This window comes from Epilithonimonas zeae (assembly GCF_023278365.1).
GTDB lineage: Bacteria > Bacteroidota > Bacteroidia > Flavobacteriales > Weeksellaceae > Epilithonimonas > Epilithonimonas zeae_A.
The window spans coordinates 1,566,950-1,584,106 of sequence record NZ_CP075338.1; the positions used below are offsets into that span (position 1 = coordinate 1,566,950).

The following is a 17,157-nucleotide window of genomic DNA, read 5'->3' on the forward strand; positions in this document are numbered from 1 at the left end:
GGCTAATTCTTAATATTTTTTCCAAGAATAATTAAACTTCTTTTTTCCCCGTCGAGTTCAGCAATATTTTTAAGATTCGCCCACAATTCAAAACCAAATTTTTCGAATAAAGTCAAACTTGGAAGATTATGAGCAAAGATAAATGCGAGAAGATTTTCGATTCCGAGATTTGGCGCTTTTTCGATACAAGATTCCAGAATCTGCTTTCCGTAGCCTTTTCCACGAGATTGCTCAGAAAGATATATACTGATTTCAGCTGTTTTCTGATAAGCCGGTCTTCCGTAAAAATCCTGAAAACTAACCCAGCCAATGGTATTTTTTTGAGAGTCCTCGACCATCCAAAGCGGACGAAATTCTGAATTATGCTGATGAAACCAAGCGAGTTTGCTCTCGATAGAAACAGGCTCCAAATCAGCAGTGACCAGGCGTGATGCAACCGTAGAATTATAAATTTCCACAATCTTAGAAAGATCCTCTAACGTTGCATCACGAAAAGTCATACTTTTATTATAGTTGATGAATAATGATTGATAAATGATTTTATCATATTCTCAATCAATAATCATTTATCATTAATCATTTATTGAGTTAAATGCTTGTTCCAAATCGGCAATCAGATCCTCTGCATCTTCGATTCCAACGCTTAATCTCACCAAATCATCAGTGATTCCAAGAACCGCTCTTTTGTCTTCGGGGATTGAAGCGTGCGTCATCATTGCAGGAAGATTTGCTAATGATTCTACTCCACCCAAAGATTCTGCCAAAGTGAAAACTTTGATATTTTCTAAGAATTTAATCGCATCTTCTTTCTTCCCAGATTTGAATGTGAAAGAAACCATTCCACCAAATTCTGTCATTTGTCTTGTCGCCAGATCGTATTGCGGATGAGACGATAATCCCGGATAGAAAATTTTTTCTACCAAAGAATGATTCTCAAGATATTTAGCGATTTCGAAACCATTATCAGAATGTCTTTGCATTCTAAGCGCCAAAGTTTTGATCCCTCTCAAGACCAAATAAGAATCGTGAGGTCCTAAAATTCCGCCACTCGCAAACTGGATGAAATGTAATTTTTCTCCTAATTCCGCATCTTTCGCAATCAAAGCTCCGGCGATAACATCAGAATGTCCGCCCAAATATTTGGTTGCGGAATGCATCACAATATCTGCACCCAAATCCAATGGTTTCTGAATATAAGGTGTTGCAAATGTATTATCAACAGCTACCAAAATATCTTTACCTTTCACAGCATCAGAAACCATTTTAATATCTACCAATTTCATCAAAGGATTGGTTGGCGTTTCTAGCCAGATTAATTTAGTTTTATCAGTAATTACATTTTCCAATTCCTCAACATTATCAAAACCGATAAAAGTGAATTTCAGCTGATACTTCTCAAATAATCTTGTGAACATTCTGTAAGAACCGCCGTAAAGGTCGTCTACAGCAATCACTTCATCGCCAGGACTCAGTAATTTCAGGACACAATCTATAGCAGCCAAACCAGAACCAAAAGCCAGACCTCTCGCTCCGTTTTCGATGCTCGCTAAAGAATCTTCCAGAGCTTGTCTTGTTGGGTTTGCTCCTCTGGAATATTCGTAGCCGGAAAGCAATTGTCCCGGACTTTTTTGTGCAAATGTTGATGTTAAAAAAACAGGAACATTGACCGCTCCAGTTGCTGGTTCGTGGTGTTGTCCACCGTGTATAACTTTTGTATTGAATTTCATATTGTTGATTTTTAAGTTGGAAGATGGAAGTCTGAAGACGGATGAAAAGCTTCCAGCATCAAACTTCCAACTTCCAGCAATTATTACATTTTTATCGCCGACTTTACCGCAAATTCCTCAGCCATTTCTCCTATCCATTGTGCTACATCTTCTTCACTGGTTGCTCTTTCGTAAGTATGTCCGATGGAAACTAAGATTTGGTGGAAAAATCTTTTCATTTCGTCAACAGGCATATCTTTTGTCCAAAGGTCAATTCTCAAAGCCTCCATTGCTTTGCTGTCCCAAACGGAAATCATCGCTGCTTTGGTTTCTTGTCTTTTGATTCCTCCGTCTTCGGCTTTCCAAAACATTTTTTCCGGAACGTGATTATCGTCTAGCTCAACGTCTATAACTATTTTTGATTTTTTCATTGATTTTATTCTTATAAAAATTTTAATATTTAGAAATTAAGAGATTCTAAAAATGAAACTCATAATTAATAATTCATAACTAATAATTACTTTGGTCTATAATCAGAGCCATTGAAGATTTCTGTTGCATTCTTTTTCAAAAATACTTGTAGTTTTTCTTCAGGATGCGCTTTCAGATAATGTTTACAGATTTGCCAGCCTGTCCAGATCGCAATTTGTGGCGAGCTTTCTCTATCTACTTCTGTATAAAATTTTGAAAATGGTCCAGGTGTGATGAATCTTTCGGAAAGATTTGGGTCTGCACTGAACAACAAATCGCTTTCTACAAAATAATTCCAGATATTAGCTTCATTAGCAACCGCCCAATCGTATTGTTCTTTGGTATAATTGATTTTCAAATAATCCGGAACATTAGGTAAAAATGCGTCTTGGAGAATCTGAATCTTTCCCTGATAAACCATTTGATCCAAAAATTTCTGTTGATCCAAAGGCACAGGAACCAATCTTGCTGCAAAAAATGCCGAAATTTTAGGAACCAAATTTTCCGGATTCATCGATTTTTGAAAATATAATTCCAAACCTTTGTAGTTCTTGTTTCCATTTCCTAGAAAACCTGTGATATCAACAAAAAGCATATTCTGATCTTCTCTCAGGAATATCGGATCCGTTACATTTTGAGGATCAATAACCGATGAATAAAGGTAAATATGAGGTGGAATAAAATTCGGAAAATAGTTTTTGATACGTGAAAAAAGATCAATTAAATCTTTATTTAATTTAGTTTTATCAATCTTGGAAATCGCTTCTTTATAAATGCGAACTTCCATTGTATCTTTTCTTCTTTCACCATATTCAGAATCCGGAACTGAGCCTTGAAACCAGGGATATTTTGCTTTGAAGTCGTCCAAACTCACCGATGAATTGTAAAACTCACCGGATAGATCTGTGACCTCGACTTTTTTGACCGGATTTTTGATTTCGACATTCCATTGGTTTTTATTTTCTTTTTTACAGGAAATCAATCCAAAAACTAAAACTGCAGAAATCGTGATATATCGGAAAAACTTCATTATTTTTACATTAAGATTTTCGAAAAGCAAAAATACAATTTTAATAGATGAAGCTCCCAATATTTACAGAAAGATTAACGCTAAGAAAGATAACAATAGATGACGTCGATAATATTTTTCAACTGGACAGCAATCATGAAGTGATGAAATATGTTGGAGTTTCACCAATTACGAAGAAGGAAGAATCCGCAAAAATGATTAATAACATTCTGAATCAATACGAAAAAAACGGAACAGGGAGATTAGCAGTTATTGAAAAAGAAAGCAATCAGTTTATCGGCTGGAGCGGAATTAAACTTTTGACAGAAGAAGTGAACGGTTTTAAAAATGTATATGAATTAGGCTATCGTTTTCTTCCCGAATTCTGGAGTAAAGGTTACGCAACCGAATCAGCAAAAGCTTCAATAGATCTTGGCTTCAATCAACTGAATGCTGATAAAATTTATGCTTACGCTGATGTTGGAAATGAATCTTCCAATCGTATTCTCACAAAATTAGGTTTTGAAAACAAAGGAACTTTTCTTGATAAAGGTGATATTTGTAATTGGTATGAATTAGAAAAAAATAATAGAAAATAAAGACAATGCAGACACAAAAAGTAATAGATCATATCGTCAATTGGTTAAAGGATTATGCAACCAAAGCTAACTCAAAAGGTCTTGTAGTAGGCGTTTCCGGAGGAATTGATTCCGCTGTAGTTTCAGTTTTAGCAGCTAAAACGGGACTGCAAACTTTGGTTTTGGAAATGCCAATTCGTCAAAAGGCTGATCAGGTAGACAGAGCTCAGGATCACATAGATTTTCTGAAAGCTAATTATCCTAATGTAGAAGGTTTCCGGGTTGATTTGACGCCTACTTTTGAAAGTTTTGAAAAAACAACAGAAGGTTACAAAGACGATTCGCCGAATAAAAATCTGGCAGAAGCCAACACAAGATCTAGACTGAGAATGGTAACACTTTATTATTATGGTCAAATCAACGGATTATTGGTAACCGGAACGGGAAATAAAGTGGAAGATTTCGGAGTCGGATTTTTTACAAAATATGGCGACGGTGGCGTTGACATCTCTCCTATTGCTGATCTTTATAAAACTCAGGTTTACGAAATTGCAAAAGAATTAGGAATTCTTGAAAGCATTCAGGTAGCAAAACCTACAGATGGACTTTGGGAAGTTGAAAGAACAGATGAAGATCAAATTGGCGCCACTTATCCGGAATTGGAATGGGCAATGGAACAGCAGATCGCAGGAAAAAATGCAGAAGATTTTAGCGGAAGAGAGAAAGAAGTGATGGAAATCTATCTGAGATTCAACAGAGCGACTCAACATAAGATGAATCCAATTCCTGTTTGTGAGATTCCGCAAGAATTAAAATAGAATTTAATTTTTTGACAACTACAAAAACAATAGTTTATGCAAGAAGAAATCAGCAAACATTCCAGAAAAATTTATAAAACTGTAAAAAATCCAAAACATACAGTCAACGAAAAAATTAAAGAAATCATTGTCGAAATCTTTATTATTGTTTTTGCAGTATCACTTTCTATTTGGCTTCACGGCTGGAGCGAGCACAGACACGAGCAAAAAGAATCTAACAAATTTCTAAAAGAACTGAAAACTGATCTGGAAGCGGATGCAAAACTGATTGAAGAAAATAAAAAAACATTGTCAAGTCTTGATAGTGATTATAAATTTATTCTCTCTTTAAAAAACCAAAAAATACCTATAACAGATAGTTTGGTAGGTTCTCATTCAAATTTTTATCTTTTGGGCTCTGCTTTCAATGTTGGAAGGTATGAAGGTTTCAAATCGAGTGGTAAAATTGGAACAATAGAAAACGATTCTTTAAAGAACCAAATTTTAGCATATTATCAACAAACTTTACCTAATCTGACATTCAGAGTTAATTTTATAAATTCTGAACAACTGAAAATAAAAGATGCTGATCCTGGTAGTCTTAATTTATCCGATTTTTATAAAAGTCAAAGGATGCAGTCTAATTATTCTAATTTGAGTTATAATAGCAAAGGCTTGATCGATGAATATCAAAATGCATTAAATCAGATTAATCAAATCCTAAAGGAAATTGATTCTGAAAAATAAATTAAAAGTATTAGGTACAAACAACAAATCTAAAATATATGAAAATAAGAAATCTACTTGCTATCTCAATCGGTTTGGCTTTTTCATCTCTGGTTTACGCTCAGGAAACTAAAACCGAAGAAACTACGGCTGCAGTTCCAACGGAAGTTATCGACCGCCTGAACATTCCGGGTCCGTTGACATTTAATGGCAATGAATATTTCCTGGCTTGGAGCAAGCAAAACTCAGCGACATGGGCGCAGCAGCAATATATTTTAAGAGATGATGATTTCAAAAATTATAAGGAACTCATTAACATTTCATACTTCGATAAAGAAATTGATATCGAAACGGCTGTAAAACAAAAAGTGGAATATGTTGAGAAAAGAAAGGAAAGAACTCAGGATAAGTATTCTTTTGTGAGCGTAACAGAAAGTCCGGATGGCAAGGAAATCATTGTAGATTACCTCGTAACGGTTGTTCCGCAAGAAGGCGAATCTTACGCAGAATATAATATTGATCGATTCAAAAATTTTGATACCAATGGTAAAAAGTCGTTCGTGATTTTTTCTTATTCAAAAAGAATTGCCGGCGATTTGAAATACTCAAGCAAAGCTCTATCCAAAGAAAGAAGCCGACTGATGGAAGCGATCATTACGACTGCAGTTCCGATGGTAACTTACAAACCGACTGCGGTAGAACCGAAGAAATAAATTTTATTAGAAGTTAGAGTTAAGATGTCAGAAGCTAAAAATGATGATGAGTTTTACATCAAACGATGTATCGAATTAGCCGAAAAAGCTTTAGGAAAAACCTATCCCAATCCTTTAGTTGGTTCGGTAATCGTATATAATGACCGAATTATAGGCGAAGGCTTTCACAAGAAAGCAGGCGAACCACACGCAGAAATCAATGCAATTAATTCCATTAAAGACGAAGACCAACATCTGATCCCGGAATCCACCATTTACGTTTCACTGGAACCTTGTGCTCATTTTGGAAAAACGCCACCTTGCGCTCTTAAAATCAAAGAATTAGGCTTCAAAAAAGTGGTCATTGGCGCAATGGACAGTCACGACAAAGTGAATGGAAAAGGAAAAAAAATCATTACTGAAGCTGGAATCAAAGTGGTTTCCAGCATTTTGGAAAATGAATGCAGACAACTGAATAAGCGATTTTTCACTTATCACGAGAGAAAACGACCATTCATTATTTTGAAGTGGGCACAATCTGCGGATGGATTTATGGACAAAGATTTCAAACCCTACCAAATCAGCAATGCCTTGTCAAAACAATTGGTTCATCAGATGAGAAGTGAGGAACACGCCATTTTGGTTGGCAAAAACACTGCGTTTCACGACAATCCGAGCTTGACGGTAAGAGAAATCGAAGGAAGAAATCCTATTAGAATTCTGATTGATTTCAATCTCGATGTTTTTGAAAATTCTAATATTTATAATGGCGAAGCGGAAACAATTATTTTTAATTCGGTTAAAGATTTAGAAGATAGAAATCTAAAATTCATTAAAATAGAAAGGCAAAACTCTATTAATCAGATTTTAGAAAAATTATATGAACTACAAATTCAGTCTGTGATTATCGAAGGTGGAAGATTTACATTGCAGGAATTCATCAATCTAAATCTTTGGGATGAGGCTTTGATTTTCAAAAATCCAAATCTTAATCTGAAAAACGGAACCAAAGCTCCGGAATTCAATTTCAATCCTCAAAAAATAGAAAACCTGAGAGACACAGAAGTTTTATTTTTCGTTAATCAAAGTCTTGATTAATATCAGAATTACAGCTCAGAAAAAATCCGTAAATTCGCAGCTTGAATCACTCTATGAAAAATCTGAGCGCATCTACAAAAGGTTTGATTTTTTCTTTATTGGCAATGGGTTTTGCTTTTGCTGTTTACTTTTTGTTTTTGGCAAAACCGAATTATTATTTGGTGGACAATCCTACGCCGGAAACTTATTATTTCAAAGTCAATAACGGCGAAGAAAAGGTATTGTCTGCCGGACAATATCTGAAAGTTGACCTTAATAAAGGGAAAAATAAGATTCAGGTTTTTGATCAGAACAAACAATTGCTTTACGATTCAGCCTTCGCGGTTAACAAAATAAGAGGTCTTCTTAATATCACACACAAAGATTATTATATCAACAATCAATATTATGGTTACGGCTTGAACAAAGATTCTTTGATGGCTACAAAACCAGGCTTGGAGATTGATAAGAAACTTTATCTTGGCGATGTTAAGAAAATAAACAAGCTATACTCCGAAGATTTCTACTACAACTTGGACGAAGATTATGACCGCGTTATCAAAAACGTCGCAAAAATCGAAAGCAGATCAAAGATTTTCAGAAAGCAGGATTTTATCAATTATTACAACAACTATTACAAATTTTAAGTGATTTTGAAATTAAGCAATCATTTACAAATTATCATTTATAAAAAATGGAACACAACAACGTAACACCATATAACTCCGAAAACAGCAAGAAAAGTCAAGTAGAAGATATGTTTGACAATATTGCACCAAAATATGATCTTTTGAATCACGTTTTATCCATGAAAATAGATGTGCTTTGGAGAAACAAGTTGGTGGATATGCTGAAAAAAGATCAGCCACAATTGGTTTTGGATGTAGCGACTGGAACCGGAGATTTGGCGATTACCGTTCAAAAGGGTACTAATGCTAATGTTGTCGGTTTGGATCTTTCTCAGCAAATGCTGAACGTTGGAATCGAAAAAATCAAGAAACAAAATCTTGACAGCAAAATCACGATGCAGAAAGGCGATGCAGAACAACTTCCTTTTGAAGACAATAAATTTGATGGCGTTACCGTTGCATTTGGAGTAAGAAATTTTGAAAATCTGGAAAAAGGATTATCAGAATTGAGAAGAGTGGTGAAAGAAAACAAAAGTATTTATATCTTAGAATTCTCAAAAGTTGAAGGATTTTTAGGACCTTTTTATATGTTTTATTTCAAGAACATTTTGCCTGCGATCGGGCGTTTGGTTTCCAAAGACAACAGAGCTTACACCTATCTTCCGGATTCTGTAAACGCTTTTCCTTTTGGAGAAAAAATGAAAACCATTCTTCTGAATACAGGTTTCAAAAAAGTAGAATACAAAAAATTAAGTTTAGGAATAGCCACCATTTATAAAGCTACAAAATAGGATGAAGCAAAGATTAATCAAAATATTATCAATATCTGCCATAATACTGGGCAGTAACCTTCAGGCACAGACTTACAACAATCTTTTCAGAACAAAAGACAGACAAGAAAACAGAGAAGGAATGGATTTGGAAAAATTCAGTTATGGATTTTATCTGGCTGGTAATAATTTTGATTATAAAATGGTTCTCAACCGAAAATATGGGATGGATGGCAACAAAAATCTGGTTGAATCCAAATCAACCTACAGTTTCGGCGCCGGATTGATTGGAAAAATGAGGCTTAATTATTATCTGGATCTTCGTATAGAACCAGGTTTACATTTCGTACAAAGAGATTTGACCTTCAATACATACGATCACATCAATGATATTACCAATGGTGGAACCACATACAACCCACCGTTTACTCCTTTGGCAGATTTTACAGAAACTGACCAGAAAAAAATTGTAAAATCCACTTATGTAGATGTTCCGATTTTGCTGGAAATCCACGGTGACCGCTGGTACAACTCACGTCCTTACGCCGCAGTTGGTGTCAATTATCTGATGAACCTTCAGTCCAACGAAACCTCCGAAGGCGACAACAGTGTGAATACTTTTCGTACAACTACTCACAATTTTGGTTGGTCAGCAGAGTTAGGAATCCAGTTTTATTTTAGTAGATTCAAACTGACACCAGCAATCAGAGGAACATTCTTTACGAACAACGAGTTAGTTCAGGACAAAGCAACCACACCGCCTTATTGGACACCTGCCATTTCCACAATGCAAACCAGAGCATTTATGTTCGTTCTGAAATTCGAATAAAATCTACAAAGCTTTCTCTTCAGGAAGCTTTTTTTGTGGGCGTGCCCTTTTGTCCCGACTACCTCGGGACAAGCAGGTCGGTCTACAGGCAGTCGCTTCCCGATAAACCTTGCAAGGTTTATCGGGAGAGCTCCAACAATGCCTTCCGCCCTCACGCAGCGGTGCCAATTAGAAAATGAGGTTATCAAAAAAGAGAAACTATAGAAACCATTTATTTTCCAGTACATTTTTACATTCGACTTTAAATCCTTATAAATCAAACACAAACCCATTCATTTTCACAAAACAGGAATAAGGTGTTAATTCATCATTAATTTTTCTTATTTTTGTAAAAGTTAGAATTTAATTCTGGTAATGCTAAGCGAATTAGAAAACAACTTTTCTGTTTTAGAGAAAAAGATTCAGAACCTTTACAAAAAGTTCAGGACTCTTTCAGAAAAACACGCAGAAACGTATGAGGAGCTACAAAAAGTGAAAGAAGAATATGCCGAGGAAAAACGCAGAAACCAGATATTAGCAGAAGAAAATAAAGAATTAAAACTCTATTCAGCAATATCCGGAAACGCAGAACACAACCGACTGATGAAAAATCACATCAACAGATTGGTAAAAGAAATAGATATGTGCGTTTCTGAATTACAAAACAGCGGTTTATAACAATGGATTTCAGAAGAATAACGATCAATATAGCCGGAAGAAACTATCCGTTGAACGTGCCTGCTGCAGAAGAAGAAACCTTGCGTAAAGTAGGGAAACAGATAGAAAGTATGATCAAGGATTTCGAGGCAAGCTTCGATGTGAGAGATAAACAGGATGCTCTTGCGATGTGCGCTTTGAAACTGGGAACCAATGCAGAAGTATATTCTTTAAACAACGAGAAAAATATTAAAAATACAAACGAGCGTGTTGCCAAAATCAATACACTCTTAGAGCAATTGGAAAAATAATTTTTTCTATTACAAGCTGCCTACAATAGTTCTAACACAAAGAAGTAAACTCAACAATTAAAAATTACCGGACGAAAGTTCATTCGATGGCGTGCTGCCTTGCGCAGATTACAGAGAGTGAAAATCAGTTCAAATCGTGTTTTTATGGAGTTTACTCTATAACTGAACTGTTGTAGGTTTTTTTTTATGTGAAAAGTTAGCGGTGATAAGTAAGAAGGTTTGATTGTATATAAGCTATAATAAACATTTTACTTCTCACATCCTACTTCTTACAAATTAGAGAGACAATTAAACTCAATATATATATTAAATTTTATGGACACAATTACCATTATTATCGGTGTCGTTGCCCTTATCATCGGAGCAGTTGCAGGACTTTTCTTCGGAAAAAGTTCTCTCAATTCAAAAGCTCAATACATTGTAGAAGATGCTAAGAAAACAGCCGAAAACATTATAGAAAAAGCCAATGTACAGGCAGAAGCGGTAAAAAAAGAAAAACATCTGCAAGCCAAAGAAAAATTCCTGGAACTGAAGTCGGAACACGATGCCAACATCAACAACAGAGAGAAAAAAATGCAGGAGGCTGAAAAGCGTACCAAAGACAAAGAAAACAAACTGAATGACGAGCTTAGCAAAGCTGGAAAATTAGAAAAAGAGCTGGAAAGACAAGTTGCAGATTACAACAAAAAACTGGAAATTGTTCAGAAAAAACAACATGATTTGGATGTGGCAACAGCGCAGAAAGTAGAAATGCTGGAAAAAATCTCCAACTATTCTGCTGAAGAAGCTAAGAACGAACTGGTAGAATCTTTGAGAGCAGAAGCTAAAACAAAAGCTCAAGCCCACGTTCAAAGCATTATGGAAGAGGCCCAACTGAATGCAAAAAATGAAGCAAGAAAAATCGTTATCCAAACTATTCAAAGAATTGGAACAGAGCAAGCGGTTGAGAATTCGGTTTCTGTGTTTAATATCGAATCTGATGAAATAAAAGGTAGAATCATTGGTAGAGAAGGTAGAAACATCCGTGCTTTGGAAGCGGCAACAGGTGTTGAAATTATTGTAGATGATACTCCGGAAGCCATTCTTCTTTCGTGCTTTGATCCTGTAAGAAGAGAGATTGCGAGATTATCACTTCATAGATTGGTGACGGATGGTAGAATCCACCCGGCAAGAATCGAAGAAGTTGTTGAAAAAACAAGAAAACATATCGAAGAAGAAATCATCGAAGTTGGTAAGAGAACCATCATTGATCTTGGAATCCACGGTTTGCACCCAGAATTGGTGAAAATCGTTGGTAGAATGAAGTTCCGTTCTTCTTATGGTCAGAACTTACTACAACACTCCCGTGAAGTAGCTAACATCGCTGCAACTATGGCAGCCGAATTAGGATTAAATGTAAAATTAGCAAAAAGAGCTGGTCTATTACACGATATCGGGAAAGTTCCTGAGCAGGAATCAGAATTACCTCACGCACTTTTAGGAATGCAATGGGCAGAGAAATATGGGGAAAATGCAGAAGTAATCAATGCTATTGGAGCTCACCACGACGAGATTGAAATGACTTCTCTCCTATCTCCAATCATCCAGGTGGCTGATGCTATATCCGGTGCAAGACCAGGTGCAAGAAGACAAGTTTTGGAATCTTATATCCAAAGGTTAAAAGACTTAGAAGCCGCAGCATTAAGTTTCGAAGGCGTTTCCAGCGCTTACGCCATCCAGGCTGGTAGAGAACTGAGAGTAATGGTAGAAAGCGGAAAAGTAAATGACGAAAACGCTTATCAATTATCTTACGACATCTCCGAAAAGATCCAGAATGAGTTGACTTATCCTGGACAAGTAAGAGTTACTGTAATCAGAGAAACAAGAGCTGTGAATATCGCTAGATAATCCTCTATTTGAAATAATAAAAGGCTTCCAGATTTGGAAGCCTTTTTTGTTTTATGAGTAATGTTAGAATCCTTATTGCTTCTTTATTTCCCAAGTACCGGAATATGAATTTTGTTTCCAAATCCCAGAACTTGAAACAAAATTATTGATAGTTCCAATTAGATAAAATCCAGAGTTTGAAGTTACATTACTTAGAGTTCCATCTTTTAAAATCTGTCCTTGAAAAGTTTCTGAAGAATTAATATCCTTTCTGACAACCTCCAAAGCTCCGGTTTTATAAACAGTAATCGTTAAATTACCAGACAAATAACCTGCGTAAGTTCCATACCAAATTCCCTGAAACGGAGATGAATTACTATCATCTATAGTTTCTTCAGTCATTCTATCACAAGAAAAAAGCGTAAAAATTGATAACAGAAAAATGCAATATTTCATAAACTCATAACAACATTTATTCTACCCCTACAGAATCATCTCCTCTCCCATCTGCTACAGCGTGGATGTTCTGATTCTCATCGACGAGAATTATTTCTGTTTTTCCAATCTGCTTGATTTTCTCAAATTTATAATTTTTTTTCTCAAGCGTGGTGATTGTAGTTTCTGGGAAATTGTATTCTACTTTTACGACTTCCGGCAACCACTGGTGGTGAAATTTAGGTGTATTGATAGAGAAATTGGCATTCTGCTTAAAATCAATCACGCCAACAATTGCCTGAAAAACCGATGTAGGAATCGTAGTTCCACCAGGCGTTCCTACAACCATTTTCACTTTTCCATCCTTGAGAACTATCGTAGGTGTCATAGATGACAGCATTCTTTTTCCTGGTTCTATTTTGTTCGCTTCTCCTCCAACTGCTCCAAACATATTGGGAACACCAGGTTTTATAGAGAAGTCGTCCATTTCGTTATTCAGGAAAAATCCTGCTCCTGAAACAACCGTTTTACTGCCGTAATAACCGTTGAGTGTGGTAGTAATAGAAACAGCATTTCCAAACTTGTCCAAAATAGAGATATGCGTGGTCTGCGTACTTTCTTTTGGCTGATTGATAATGGTTCCTACATCTTTACTTGGCGTTGCCTGATTGGGATTGTAGGATTTCCATCTGTTTTTGAGATACTCATCTGAGATCAGCATTTGGGTTTTGTCTGCTGTAAAATCCGGATCGCCCATATATTCTGCTCTGTCGGCATAAGCTCTTCTCTCCGCTTCCACCATAATCTGAACAGCTTCAGCCGAATTTTGCTGGTATTTGGAAAGGTCTTCATAAGAAGCCATTTTCAACATCTGAGCCAGCAAAGTTCCACCGCTGGAAGGCATTGGCATCGATATGATTTCGTTTCCTTTATAATCAAACGACAGCGCTTTTCTTTCTTTTGTTTTATAACTTTTAAGGTCTTTTGCCTGAATAATTCCGTTTCCGAGTTTCATTTCAGCCAAAATCAATTCAGCTGTTTTTCCTTCATAGAATTCTTTTTCTCCAAACTTTTGGATTCGTTTCAATGTTTCCGCCAACTCTGGCTGAATCAGCAAATCTCCTGCTTTCCAACCTTTATCATTAATGAAAACGATTTTGTTTTTGTTGTGCTTTTTAAAATCATCCTGATGACGGTTGAGAAGATCTGCTTCCTGCTCGGTAATCGTAAAACCTTTTTGTGCCAAATCTATAGCAGGTTCTATCAGTTTTGAAAATGGAAGCTTGGCATATTTCAAAGTTTCAAACATCCCAGAGATGCTTCCGGGCACACCAACCGCCAATCTGCCATATTGAGACAAATCTGTATTAGCATTTCCTTTTTTATCCCAGTACATATCAAAACTAGCTTTAGACGGTGCTGTTTCACGGTAATCTAAAGCTAACTTTTTTCCATCAGAAGTTACTGCCACCATAAACCCGCCTCCACCAATATTACCAGCCTGAGGATAAACAACTGCCAAAGCCAATTGTGTGGCAATAGCAGCATCAAAGGCATTGCCTCCTTCTTTCATAATCTTTGATCCAGCCTCACTTGCGAGTGGATGCGCCGAGACAACAACGCCCTTGTTTTTAACTTTAACTTCTTTGATGAGATTGAAGTCTGTATATTGTGCAGAAACCGTTACAGATAAAAGGAAACTTGCATATAGTATTTTTTTCATATTGATATTTAATTTGATGTTATTGTCCGCCCCGTCAATTCGCTAAGGCGAATCGCCACCCTCAATAGGATGGGAATTTTGAAATGTAAATTTACTCTATAATTATCTGAAGTTGATCTAATAATCCGGCGAGATTGTCTTTTGCGAATTTGGTTTTTTTGAGTTGATTTTTATTGGGATCAATAGAATAATTGATGGCATTCTTGAGATTTGCATTATCTAAAATTGTTTGGTCAAAAATAGCATTATTCAAATTAGAGCTATCAAAAAATGCATTGGAAAGATTGGTTTCTGTAAAATCCACTTCTTTCATACTACAATTTCTAAAAATCGTTTTCCGGATATCTAGCTTATAAAAGGAGGAATGATCCAGAACACAATCTTCAAACCTAAAAGATATATTGAAAGAATGTGCATCTTCAAAGCTGAGTCCCATCATTTTGCAGTTCTTAAAAACGACATCTCTAAAAGCAGTCTGTCGAATCTTCGCATTACTCAAGTCACAATCTGCAAAATTGCAATTAGAAAATTTGAAATCTGAAAAATCATAGTTTGAAAAATCGATTCCTGTGAAATCACATTCTTCGTAATCGCCTTGCTCAATCTGCTCTGGTTTGTAGTCTTTGGAAGAAAAACTTTTCCCCGCTTCATATATCATTTTAACTCATTTTAAAAACAGATAAATTTACAGAATGTAAAGCTGAAGCAGAAATTCTCAGCAGGAAAATTCTTAAAAATTTAATAGAAAATTTCGAATAAAAAAACCTCAATTAAAAATTGAGGTTTGCTTATATTATCTATGTCCTCTCGGACCGCCTTTGTGATGTTTATTCGGTTTTGGATGATTTCCCATTTTAAAGTGCTTATTTTTTCCAGGCTTGAAATTGCCTTGATGACCAACTTTGGCGTACTTGTATTTTGGCGATTTGTAATGCTTTTTAAAACTTTTTTTATAATAATTATTACCATTGTAATGCTTTACAAGCACTGGAGGAGCGTGATTGACTCTATACCTGGCATACTGATTATAATGAACTTTATGTCTTTTGTAAGGATAGCGATCAACTAATACAACTTTATGAGTTCTGTATAAATCGATGTGGCGGTATCTTACAGGTAAAACCGGCGAGAAAACCCATCTGCTTCCAGACGAATAATAATATCCACGTTTTGGAACATTATAGTAAAGATCATATTCTGGCAGATAATAAGATTCTACATAATCGTAGCCTGAAGGTCCCCATTTTGGCTGGCTGTTGATATTAATATTGACATTTACCTGCGCCTGAAAAAGTCCGGATGTTAAGCCTGTTGCTGCTAACATCAGAATTAAAATTAATCTTTTCATATTTACTTTTTTAACAAATATCAAAGGGAGCAAAGATAATACCATAGATATAAATGATTATTAATCAATATATCAACGGTTTCATAACAATATATATTTTATGAATCATTTTGAAATCGGTTCAAAAACAAATAAATTTACAGAACAGTTTCAGACGTTCTGAAATTTGAAAATGGAAAAATTGAAAAAAGTATTAATTGTTACCTATTACTGGCCACCTGCTGGCGGACCTGGCGTACAGCGTTGGCTGAAGTTCGCCAAGTATCTTCCCGAATTTGGTTTTGAGCCAGTTATTTACACGCCTGAAAACCCGAGCTATCCTTTGGTAGATGAGACTTTAATAGAAGAAGTTCCGGAGAATCTGAAGATTGTGAAAACCAATATTTGGGAACCTTATCAGATTGCAGAAAAATTCAGTAAGAGTAATAAGAAATTTAAAGGCGGACAGTTTGATGTTGGGAAAAATCAGTCTTTTTTGTCTAAGCTTTCAATTTTTATAAGAGGAAATTTTTTCATTCCAGATGCGAGAAAATTTTGGGTGAAACCTTCCATCGAATTCTTAAGACAATATCTGGTAGAAAATCATATTGAAACGATCGTTACAACTGGTCCACCACACAGTTTGCATCTGATTGGATTGGGTTTGAAAAAAGAATTACCAAAACTAAAATGGATCGCCGATTTCCGTGATCCTTGGACAGAAATCTCTTATTATAAACATTTGAAGTTAACTTCAGCATCTGACAAAAAACACAGACATCTTGAAAAATCTGTTTTTGAAAATGCTGATTTGACGCTGGCGACAAGTTATACCGATGCTGAGAATTTCAGAAAAAATGGAGCGAAAGCTTTTTGTATTACGAATGGATTTGACAAGTTTGAGAGTTTGGGAGATGGTGAGTCTGAGAGTTGGACTGTTGGAGAATTGGAGAATGAGAAAGATAAAGTTTCTGAAGCTCCGAACCACTCAAACACTCAGACACTCGAACCTAAGTTCACGTTGAGTTATGTTGGTGTTTTGGAACAATTGAGAAATCCGGAAAATCTTTGGAAGGCTCTGACTGAATTATCTGAAAAACATCAAGATTTTGCTAAGGATTTTGAATTGAAATTTGTTGGAAGAGTTGATGATAAAATTCTGAATGATATTGAGAGTTCGGTTTTGAGAGATAACATCAGAAATCTTGGTTATTTGGCGCACAATGATTCTGTGAATGAAATGCAGAACTCGGATTTACTTTTGATTACCAATTTCCCGAACGAAAGTTCTAAAGGAATTATTCCTGGAAAGTTGTTTGAATATCTGGCGACCGGAAAGAAGATTATTTCGTTTGGACCAAAAGATGCGGATGTGGAAACGATTCTCAACAAGACCAATGCTGGAAAGCACTTTGATTATTCTGATAATATGGAAATCCAGGATTTTATTTATTCGCTTTATGAGGATTGGAAAGCCGGAAAATGTATTCAGAATTCTGCTAATATCAATGAGTTCAGCAGAAAAGAACTGACGAGACAGTTGGCTGAACTGTTGACAAAATTGGATTAATTGCT

General features: G+C 35.8%; 20 protein-coding genes. 12 read left to right on the forward strand and 8 right to left on the reverse strand.

The window, feature by feature from the left end; all coding sequences use genetic code 11:
• Window positions 1-2 precede the first annotated feature (2 nt).
• From KI430_RS06890 to KI430_RS06905, 4 genes are all read right to left on the reverse strand, one after another.
• Window positions 3-500: a GNAT family N-acetyltransferase gene (locus tag KI430_RS06890; RefSeq protein WP_248877513.1), complete on the reverse strand. Its 498-nt coding sequence runs from the start codon at window positions 498-500 to the stop codon at window positions 3-5.
• A 72-nt stretch (window positions 501-572) separates the two neighbouring features.
• A complete protein-coding gene (locus KI430_RS06895; protein ID WP_248877514.1) occupies window positions 573-1,727 on the reverse strand; it encodes a cystathionine gamma-synthase in 1,155 nt (384 codons plus the stop codon).
• Window positions 1,728-1,810: 83 nt separating this feature from the next.
• Complete coding sequence (gene gldC / locus KI430_RS06900) at window positions 1,811-2,137, reverse strand: gliding motility protein GldC (RefSeq protein ID WP_248877515.1); 327 nt, start codon at window positions 2,135-2,137, stop codon at window positions 1,811-1,813.
• Window positions 2,138-2,223: 86 nt separating this feature from the next.
• Window positions 2,224-3,207 (reverse strand): gliding motility protein GldB, encoded by a 984-nt coding sequence (locus KI430_RS06905; RefSeq protein ID WP_248877516.1) that lies wholly within the window; start codon window positions 3,205-3,207, stop codon window positions 2,224-2,226.
• Between the two features lie 47 nt (window positions 3,208-3,254).
• On the opposite strand from KI430_RS06905, the gene KI430_RS06910 reads away from it, so the two are divergent.
• The 11 genes from KI430_RS06910 (at window position 3,255) to rny (ending at window position 12,118) form a co-directional block, all read left to right on the forward strand.
• Window positions 3,255-3,785, forward strand: coding sequence for a GNAT family N-acetyltransferase (locus tag KI430_RS06910; protein WP_248877517.1), 531 nt, complete (start codon window positions 3,255-3,257; stop codon window positions 3,783-3,785).
• 5 nt (window positions 3,786-3,790) lie between these two features.
• Window positions 3,791-4,582 carry an NAD(+) synthase gene (gene nadE / locus KI430_RS06915; RefSeq protein ID WP_248877518.1) on the forward strand — a complete coding sequence of 264 codons (792 nt, stop codon included), beginning with the start codon at window positions 3,791-3,793 and terminating at the stop codon, window positions 4,580-4,582.
• A gap of 36 nt (window positions 4,583-4,618) precedes the next feature.
• Window positions 4,619-5,308: a DUF6090 family protein gene (locus KI430_RS06920; protein ID WP_248877519.1), complete on the forward strand. Its 690-nt coding sequence runs from the start codon at window positions 4,619-4,621 to the stop codon at window positions 5,306-5,308.
• Between the two features lie 38 nt (window positions 5,309-5,346).
• Complete coding sequence (locus KI430_RS06925) at window positions 5,347-6,000, forward strand: hypothetical protein (RefSeq protein ID WP_248877520.1); 654 nt, start codon at window positions 5,347-5,349, stop codon at window positions 5,998-6,000.
• Between the two features lie 24 nt (window positions 6,001-6,024).
• On the forward strand, window positions 6,025-7,077 hold the full coding sequence (gene ribD / locus KI430_RS06930) for a bifunctional diaminohydroxyphosphoribosylaminopyrimidine deaminase/5-amino-6-(5-phosphoribosylamino)uracil reductase RibD (RefSeq protein WP_248877521.1): 1,053 nt from the start codon (window positions 6,025-6,027) through the stop codon (window positions 7,075-7,077).
• 53 nt (window positions 7,078-7,130) lie between these two features.
• The gene (locus KI430_RS06935) at window positions 7,131-7,703 is read left to right on the forward strand and encodes a hypothetical protein (RefSeq protein WP_248877522.1); all 573 of its coding nucleotides are present in this window, start codon (window positions 7,131-7,133) and stop codon (window positions 7,701-7,703) included.
• A 47-nt stretch (window positions 7,704-7,750) separates the two neighbouring features.
• Entirely contained in the window at window positions 7,751-8,476 is a 726-nt protein-coding gene (ubiE, locus tag KI430_RS06940; protein ID WP_248877523.1) for a bifunctional demethylmenaquinone methyltransferase/2-methoxy-6-polyprenyl-1,4-benzoquinol methylase UbiE, read from the forward strand.
• Between the two features lies 1 nt (window position 8,477).
• Window positions 8,478-9,284 carry a porin family protein gene (locus tag KI430_RS06945; RefSeq protein ID WP_248877524.1) on the forward strand — a complete coding sequence of 269 codons (807 nt, stop codon included), beginning with the start codon at window positions 8,478-8,480 and terminating at the stop codon, window positions 9,282-9,284.
• A gap of 354 nt (window positions 9,285-9,638) precedes the next feature.
• Window positions 9,639-9,941 (forward strand): hypothetical protein, encoded by a 303-nt coding sequence (locus tag KI430_RS06950; RefSeq protein WP_248877525.1) that lies wholly within the window; start codon window positions 9,639-9,641, stop codon window positions 9,939-9,941.
• A gap of 2 nt (window positions 9,942-9,943) precedes the next feature.
• Window positions 9,944-10,231, forward strand: coding sequence for a cell division protein ZapA (locus KI430_RS06955; protein WP_248877526.1), 288 nt, complete (start codon window positions 9,944-9,946; stop codon window positions 10,229-10,231).
• Between the two features lie 315 nt (window positions 10,232-10,546).
• A complete protein-coding gene (rny, locus tag KI430_RS06960; protein WP_248877527.1) occupies window positions 10,547-12,118 on the forward strand; it encodes a ribonuclease Y in 1,572 nt (523 codons plus the stop codon).
• A 72-nt stretch (window positions 12,119-12,190) separates the two neighbouring features.
• On the opposite strand, the gene KI430_RS06965 is transcribed toward rny, so the two are convergent.
• The 4 genes from KI430_RS06965 to KI430_RS06980 form a co-directional block, all read right to left on the reverse strand.
• Window positions 12,191-12,553, reverse strand: coding sequence for a hypothetical protein (locus tag KI430_RS06965; RefSeq protein ID WP_248877528.1), 363 nt, complete (start codon window positions 12,551-12,553; stop codon window positions 12,191-12,193).
• A gap of 16 nt (window positions 12,554-12,569) precedes the next feature.
• Window positions 12,570-14,255, reverse strand: coding sequence for a gamma-glutamyltransferase (gene ggt / locus KI430_RS06970; protein WP_248877529.1), 1,686 nt, complete (start codon window positions 14,253-14,255; stop codon window positions 12,570-12,572).
• 91 nt (window positions 14,256-14,346) lie between these two features.
• Window positions 14,347-14,913, reverse strand: coding sequence for a pentapeptide repeat-containing protein (locus KI430_RS06975; RefSeq protein ID WP_248877530.1), 567 nt, complete (start codon window positions 14,911-14,913; stop codon window positions 14,347-14,349).
• Window positions 14,914-15,048: 135 nt separating this feature from the next.
• Window positions 15,049-15,603: a hypothetical protein gene (locus KI430_RS06980; RefSeq protein WP_248877531.1), complete on the reverse strand. Its 555-nt coding sequence runs from the start codon at window positions 15,601-15,603 to the stop codon at window positions 15,049-15,051.
• A gap of 172 nt (window positions 15,604-15,775) precedes the next feature.
• Here KI430_RS06980 and KI430_RS06985 point away from each other — a divergent pair, with 172 nt between their 5' ends.
• Entirely contained in the window at window positions 15,776-17,152 is a 1,377-nt protein-coding gene (locus tag KI430_RS06985; protein ID WP_248877532.1) for a glycosyl transferase family 1, read from the forward strand.
• The last annotated feature ends 5 nt before the right edge of the window (window positions 17,153-17,157 follow it).